Here is a 7,265-nt window from a genome sequence, read left to right on the forward strand (position 1 = left end):
GGGCTCGCCGCTGCCCAGCAGCTGACCCGTGCCGGCCACACCGTGGCCGTCTACGAGCGCGCCGACGCGCCCGGAGGCCTGCTGCGCTACGGCATCCCCGAGTTCAAGATGGAGAAGGCGGTCCTGGACCGCCGGATCGCCCAGATGAAGTCCGAGGGCACCCGCTTCCGCAACGGGGTCGAGATCGGCAAGGACCTCACGGCCGCCGACCTGCGCAAGCGGTTCGACGCCGTCGTCATCGCGACCGGCGCCACCGTGCCGCGCGACCTGCCCGTCCCCGGGCGTGAGCTCGACGGGGTCATGCAGGCGATGGACTTCCTGCCGCCCGCGAACCGGGTGGCCCGCGGCCAGCACGTCGACGGCCAGGTGACGGCCGAGGGCAAGGACGTCATCGTCATCGGTGGTGGTGACACCGGCGCCGACTGCATCGGCACCTCGCACCGCCAGGGTGCCCGGTCGGTGACCAGCCTGGAGATCATGCCGCAGCCCCCGGGCGAGCGGCCCGGGAACCAGCCCTGGCCCACCTACCCGATGACCTTCCGGGTCGCCTCGGCCCACGAGGAGGGTGGCGACCGCGTCTACGCCGTGTCGACGAGCGAGATCGTCGGTGACGAGCACGGCCGCGTCGCTGCTCTGCGCCTGCACGAGGTGCGCATGGGCGAGAACGGGTTCGAGAAGGTCGAGGGCACCGAGCGCGAACTGCCGGCGCAGCTTGTCCTGCTCGCGATGGGCTTCCTGGGCCCGCAGCAGGACCTGCTCGACCAGTTCGGGGTCGAGCGCGACGCCCGCACCAACGCGGCGCGCGACGACGCGTTCATGACCAACGTGCCCGGCGTCTTCGTCGCCGGTGACGCCGGTCGTGGGCAGTCGCTCATCGTCTGGGCGATCGCCGAGGGCCGGTCCGCGGCCAACGGGGTCGACGCCTGGCTGATGGGCAAGCCCTCCCGCCTGCCGCGCCCGGTCAACCCCACGGATCGCCCCCTGATGGCCTGAGGCCACACGACCCCGGGGGGACCACGCGGATGCCGTGTGGTCCCCTTCCGGGATGTGGCGCGCGTCACCAGCGGAAGCGTTTGCACCACTAGGCTGTACCCATGCGTCGCGCCAAGATCGTCTGCACCCTGGGTCCCGCCACCAGCTCCGCCGAGAACCTGCGGGAACTCGTCCGTTCCGGCATGGACGTCGCCCGGCTGAACCTCAGCCACGGCGACCACACCGACCACGAGCGCGTCTACCACGACGTGCGCAAGGCCAGCGACGCCATGGGGCGCGCCGTCGGCATCCTCGTGGACCTCCAGGGCCCGAAGATCCGCACGGCCCGCTTCGAGAACGGGCCGATCGAGCTGGTGCGGGGGGCGTCCTTCACCATCACCACCCGCGACGTGCCGGGCAACGAGGTCGAGGTCGGCACCACCTACGCCGGGCTGCCGGGCGACGTCTCCATCGGCGACCGCATCCTCATCGACGACGGCAAGCTGGCCCTCATCGCGACCGAGGTCACCGATACCGACGTCGTCTGCCAGGTGATCGAGGGCGGGATGCTCTCCAACAACAAGGGCATCAACCTGCCGGGCGTCGCCGTGTCGGTGCCGGCGATGTCGGAGAAGGACAAGGACGACCTGCGCTGGGCCCTGCGCATGCGGGTGGACATGATCGCGCTGTCGTTCGTCCGCAGCGCCGAGGACATCCTCGACGTCCACAAGATCATGGACGAGGAGGGTCTGCGCCTGCCCGTCATCGCCAAGATCGAGAAGCCGCAGGCGGTCGAGAACCTCGACGAGATCATCCGGGCCTTCGACGGTGTCATGGTGGCCCGCGGTGACCTCGGCGTCGAGATGCCCCTCGAGGAGGTCCCCCTCGTGCAGAAGCGCGCCTGCGAGATCGCGCGGCGCCGCGCCAAGCCCGTCATCGTCGCCACCCAGGTGCTCGAGTCGATGATCGACAACGCCCGCCCCACCCGCGCCGAGGCCTCGGATGCCGCGAACGCCGTCCTCGACGGTGCCGACGCGCTGATGCTCTCGGGGGAGACCAGCGTCGGCAAGCACGCCTTCGCGGCGGTGCGCACGATGGCCCGCATCATCGAGAACACCGAGGACCACGGGCTGCACCGCATCCGTCCGCTCGGCACCCGCCCGAGCTCCAAGGGCGGCGCGGTCACCGCAGCCGCCGCCGACATCGGTGAGCTGCTCGGGGTCAAGTTCCTCATCACGTTCACCGAGAGCGGCGACTCCACGCGCCGTCTGTCCAGGGTGCGCCCGCGCATCCCGATGCTCGCGTTCACCCCCAACCAGTGGACCCGCAGCCAGCTCGCCCTGACCTGGGGTGTCGAGACCTTCCTCGTCGGCAAGGCCAAACACACCGACGAGATGGCGATGCAGGTCGACGAGGTGCTCCTCGCCGCCGGCCGGGTTCTCGAGGGCGACACCGTGATCATCGTCGCGGGCTCGCCCCCCGGCATCCCGGGCTCCACGAACGCGTTGCGCGTGCACCGCGTCGGCGACGCCAAGAACCGCGTGGCCCCGGCCTACAGCGAGCTCTGAGCCCGAGCGGCGACCAGCCAGCATGCCGCACGCCGGTATGCTGGTCACGCCCCGGCCGGGGTGGTGGAACGGCAGACACGGAGCACTCAAAATGCTCTGCCCGCAAGGGCGTGCGGGTTCGAGTCCCGCTCCCGGCACATGAGTGAGACCAGTCCTGTCCCGGTTGCCCCCGCGGCTGCGCCGTCCGGTCCGACCAAGCGCGTGCTCGTCGCCGAGGACGAGGCCATCATCCGGCTCGACCTCGCCGAGATGTTGACCGAAGCCGGCTACGAGGTGGTGGGTCAGGCCAGCGACGGTGAGCAGGCTGTCGCCCTGGCCGCGTCGTTGAAGCCGGACATCGTCATCATGGACGTCAAGATGCCGGTGATGGACGGGATCAGCGCGGCCGAACAGATCGGCAAGGAGCGGCTCTGCCCGGTCGTCATGCTCACTGCGTTCAGCCAGACCGAGCTCGTCGAGCGGGCGCGTGACGCGGGCGTCATGGCCTACATCGTCAAACCGTTCACGGCCAGTGACGTCACGCCCGCCCTGGACATCGCGTTGTCGCGCTGGGCCGAGCTGAAGACCCTCGAGGCCGAGGTCGCCGACCTCGGCGACCGGTTGGAGACCCGCAAGGCCGTCGACCGGGCCAAGGGGGTGCTCATGACCAAGCTGAAGATCACCGAGGCCGACGCGTTCCGGTGGATCCAGAAGACCGCGATGGACCGCCGGATGAGCATGCGCGAGGTCGCCGACGCCGTCGTCGCCGGCATGGAGAAGGCCTGACCCCAGCGCTTCGTCAGCGCAGCCAGATCACCAGCTGGGTGAGCAGCGGCGCGACGATCAGGGCCGGCAGCATGTCCCCCACGGGGATGTCCCGGATGCGCAGCAGCCGCAACGCGATCCCGGCGAGCATCAGCCCACCAGTGGCGGTGAGGGCCGAGATGTGGGCATCGGGCACGAGGTCGCCGAGCAGCACCCCGACGACGGTGAGCGCACCCTGCACGACGAGCACCGACACGGCTGAGAGCAGCACCCCCACGCCGAAACTGGCCGCGAACGCCAGGGCGGCGAAACCGTCGAGCACCGCCTTGAGCGCCAGCTGGTCGATGCCGCGGCCGAGACCGTCGTTGAGGGCGCCGAGGATCGTGAGCGGGCCCACGCAGAACAGCAGGGATGCCGTGAGCCACCCTTCGATGAACCGCTCGCGGGATGCGTGGTCGCTTCCCCCCTCGATGCTCGAATCCTTCGACCGACGCGACACCCAGCCCTGGATCGTTCCGGCGAGCCCCTCGAGACGCTCCTCGATGCGCAGCATCGATCCGGTGATCGAGCCGATGAGCAGCGACCCGAGGACGATGAGCACCGGGAAGCCGGACCCGACCGCGTCGCTGAGGGCGACGTCGGTGACGGCCATCGCTGACAGGCCTGCCACGAGCAGGGTGACCAGGCCGAGCACATCGGTCACGACCGAGCGCGTGTGCTCGCGCAGACGGTGCCCGACGGCCATCCCGAGACCCGCCCCGATGAGGACGGTGAGGACGTTGAGGGCGGTCCCGGCACCGGGAAAGAGCGAAGTCACCGCCGCAGCCTACGAGGGTCGTCCACAGGTGCTCGTCGGGGGGTTCCGTCCGGGCTCGCCGGGGTCTAGGGTCGGTGGCCGCAGGGGTAACCTCTTTGCCTGTGGCGCACTCGCGCCCGCTGCGATGTCCGAGGAGGCGATGTGGCCAGACGCACGGTGGATGTGATGCCCGTGGACCGCGACGACCTGCGGGACGTCATGGGGCTGTGGCTGGCTGCCAGGGTCGACAGCGGTTCGAGCAAGGAGGCCGCTGGTCGGGCCCTCACCGACGGTCGGCTCAGCACGGCGCTGCGTCGACCCGGCGTCCACTCCTTCGTCGCCCGGATGGACGGCGAGCCCGTCGGCTACGCCATCGCCAGCGAGAACCCGTTCGGCCTCAGCCCCCAGGCCGAGCTCGCCATCGAGCAGCTGTGGGTCGGGCCTGACGCACGGCGCCACGGGGTGGCCAAGTCGCTCCTCGCGGCCGTGCTGTCCACCGCCGAGCGGTCCGGGTGCGAGGTCGTGGTCTCGAACGTGCCGACGGCCAGCCGCGACGCCAACCGCTTCTTCGCCCGCCTGGGCTTCGCGTCGGTCATCACCCGTCGGGTCGTCTCCACGAGTGCGCTGCGTCGCAAGCTGGCTCCGGAGAGTGTCGAGACCGGCCACGAGCTGCTGCGCCGCCGCCGCTCACTGCGCAGCCGGGCCTTCCCGGCGGCATCCCGTCAGTTCTGACCCGACGGTCAGGCGCCCGGGGCGGCATCCCTGATCAGGCACGTGATCCGGCTCGTGCAGGTGCGCGCGCCGGTGTCGTCGGTGACGACGATCTCGTAACACGCAAGGGTGCGCCCCAGGGAGATGGGCGTCGCGACCCCGGTGACCAGACCGGAGCGGGCTGCCCGGTGGTGCGTGGCGTTGATGTCGAGGCCGACGACGGCCTTGCCGGGCCCGGCGTGCAGGGCCGCCCCGATCGAGCCCAACGTCTCGGCGAGCACGACCGAGGCGCCCCCGTGCAGCAGGCCGTAGGGCTGGGTGTTGCCCTCCACCGGCATCGTGGCGACCAGTCGCTGCGCTGACGCCTCGACGATCTCGATGCCCATCCGGTGCATCAGGGAGTTCGGGTTCATCGCCCGCATCGCCTCGACACCGGCCGGCACGTCGGTGGGGTGCTCGGGGGTGCGGTCGTGGGTGGGCTGCGTGGCGTCGGGGCTGTCGGTCATGGTGGATAGGCTGCCACGCGTGAAGCTTCTCCTCCTCGACGGACACTCGCTGGCCTACCGTGCGTTCTTCGCCCTGCCCGCGGAGAACTTCTCCACGAGCACCGGGCAGCACACCAATGCCGTGTACGGGTTCACGTCGATGCTCATCAACGTGCTGCGCGACGAGGCCCCCACGCACGTCGGGGTGGCGTTCGACGTCTCCCGCAAGACGTTCCGCGCCGCCGAGTACCCGGAGTACAAGGCAGGGCGCTCGGCGACCCCGACCGAGTTCTCGGGCCAGGTCCCGCTGCTGCACGAGGTGCTCGACGCGCTGCGCATCCGGCACGTCGGCATCGAGGGGTACGAGGCGGACGACGTCATCGCCACGCTGACCCACCGCGCGGTCGAGCAGGGCCACGAGGTCGTCATCTGCACGGGTGACCGCGATGCGTTCCAGCTGGTCTCCGACAAGGTCACCCTGCTCTATCCGGTGCGGGGGGTCTCCGAGGTGTGGCGGATGGATCCGGCCGCGGTCACCGAGAAGTACCTCGTGCCCCCTGAGCGCTACAGCGACCTCGCGGCGCTGGTCGGCGAGTCCAGCGACAACCTGCCGGGTGTCCCGGGGGTCGGGCCGAAGACCGCGGCCAAGTGGCTCGGACAGTACGGCGACCTCGCCGGCATCGTCGCCCACGTCGACGAGATCAAGGGCAAGGCCGGCGAGAACCTGCGGGCGCACCTCGACGGGGTGCTGCGCAACCGCCGGCTCAACAAGCTCGTCGACGACCTCGACCTGCCGCTCGGCATCGACGACCTCCAGCGCGCGTCGTGGGACCGCGAGGAGGTGCACCGGGTCTTCGACGGTCTGGAGTTCCGCGTCCTGCGTGACCGCCTCTTCGCCACCTTCGACGTCGAGGCCGACGAGGTAGAGGGCGGCTTCGAGCTCGAGGGCGAGGTCGTGCACGCGGACGGGCTCGCGCTGCGCTTCGGCGAGGGTGCCCACGGGCGCCAGGTGCCCCACGGCGTCGTCGTCACCGGCCACTACCGCAGCGGTTCGGGGGATGCCGGTGCCGTCGCCTTCGCGGGTGCCGACGGCGTCACCGGGTACGTCGACCTCACCACCCTCACGCCGGAGCAGGACGAGGCCCTGGCGTCGTGGCTCGCCGACCCGGAGTCGCCCAAGGTGCTCCATGACGCCAAGGAGCAGCTGCAGGCGTTGTCGACGCGGGGTCTGACCCTGGCCGGCATCACCTCGGACACCGCACTGGCGGCGTACCTCGTGCGCCCGGACCAGCGCTCCTACGACCTCGAGGACCTCGTCGTGCGGCACCTCGGCCGAGAGCTGAAGGCGCAGGAGGCCGCCGGCGAGCAGGGCATGCTCGACTTCGCGCCCGACGACGACACCTCCGAACGTGAGGCCATGGTTCGCGCCCGCGCGGTGCTCGAGCTCTCCGAGGTGCTGGGGGAGCGGCTCGAGGAGACCGGTGGCACCGACCTGCTGCGCGACCTCGAGCTGCCCCTCGTCGACATCCTGGCGCGCATGGAGCGCACCGGCATCGCCGTCGACGAGGACGCGCTCACCGCCCTGGAGGCCGACTTCGCGGCGAAGATGCGCCAGGCCCAGCTCGACGCCTATGAGGCCATCGGGCGCTCGGACGTCAACCTCGGCAGCCCCAAGCAGCTGCAGGAGGTGCTCTTCGACCAGCTGGGCATGCCGAAGACCAAGCGCACCAAGACCGGCTACACCACCGATGCCGATGCGCTCGCCGACCTCTTCGCCAAGACCGAGCACCCGTTCCTCGAGGCGCTGCTGCGCCACCGAGACACCAGCCGCCTGCGGGTCACCGTCGAGGGGCTCATCAAGTCGGTGGCGCCCGACCGGCGCATCCACACGACCTACATCCAGACCATCGCGGCCACCGGGCGGCTCAGCTCGACCGACCCGAACCTGCAGAACGTGCCGATCCGCACCGAGGAGGGGCGCCGCATCCG

The 7,265-nt window shown here is 70.8% G+C and carries 7 protein-coding genes and 1 tRNA gene; 6 read left to right on the forward strand and 2 right to left on the reverse strand.

Annotation, left to right across the window (positions count from 1 at the left end; genetic code table 11):
- From PLL68_RS11155 to PLL68_RS11170, 4 genes are all read left to right on the forward strand, one after another.
- The coding region (locus tag PLL68_RS11155; RefSeq protein WP_324534087.1) for a glutamate synthase subunit beta at positions 1-993 on the forward strand (993 nt) is incomplete at its 5' end.
- Between the two features lie 101 nt (positions 994-1,094).
- Entirely contained in the window at positions 1,095-2,540 is a 1,446-nt protein-coding gene (gene pyk, locus PLL68_RS11160; protein ID WP_324534089.1) for a pyruvate kinase, read from the forward strand.
- A gap of 54 nt (positions 2,541-2,594) precedes the next feature.
- A tRNA-Leu gene (locus PLL68_RS11165) sits at positions 2,595-2,677 on the forward strand.
- Position 2,678: 1 nt separating this feature from the next.
- Complete coding sequence (locus tag PLL68_RS11170; RefSeq protein WP_324534092.1) at positions 2,679-3,305, forward strand: ANTAR domain-containing response regulator; 627 nt, start codon at positions 2,679-2,681, stop codon at positions 3,303-3,305.
- A 13-nt stretch (positions 3,306-3,318) separates the two neighbouring features.
- Here the strand turns inward: PLL68_RS11170 and PLL68_RS11175 are convergent, their stop codons facing one another.
- On the reverse strand, positions 3,319-4,101 hold the full coding sequence (locus PLL68_RS11175) for a DUF554 domain-containing protein (protein ID WP_324534094.1): 783 nt from the start codon (positions 4,099-4,101) through the stop codon (positions 3,319-3,321).
- 165 nt (positions 4,102-4,266) lie between these two features.
- Between PLL68_RS11175 and PLL68_RS11180 the strand changes: the two genes are divergently transcribed.
- Positions 4,267-4,812, forward strand: a complete 546-nt coding sequence (locus PLL68_RS11180) for a GNAT family N-acetyltransferase (RefSeq protein ID WP_324534096.1) — start codon at positions 4,267-4,269, stop codon at positions 4,810-4,812.
- An 8-nt stretch (positions 4,813-4,820) separates the two neighbouring features.
- Here the strand turns inward: PLL68_RS11180 and PLL68_RS11185 are convergent, their stop codons facing one another.
- The gene (locus PLL68_RS11185; RefSeq protein ID WP_486657028.1) at positions 4,821-5,297 is read right to left on the reverse strand and encodes a hotdog fold thioesterase; all 477 of its coding nucleotides are present in this window, start codon (positions 5,295-5,297) and stop codon (positions 4,821-4,823) included.
- Between PLL68_RS11185 and polA the strand changes: the two genes are divergently transcribed.
- On the forward strand, positions 5,296-7,265 hold a 1,970-nt coding region (gene polA / locus PLL68_RS11190), incomplete at its 3' end, for a DNA polymerase I (protein WP_324534098.1). The genes PLL68_RS11185 and polA overlap by 2 nt on opposite strands.

It is taken from the genome of Ornithinibacter sp. (genome assembly GCF_035443565.1).
Taxonomy (GTDB): domain Bacteria; phylum Actinomycetota; class Actinomycetes; order Actinomycetales; family Dermatophilaceae; genus Fodinibacter.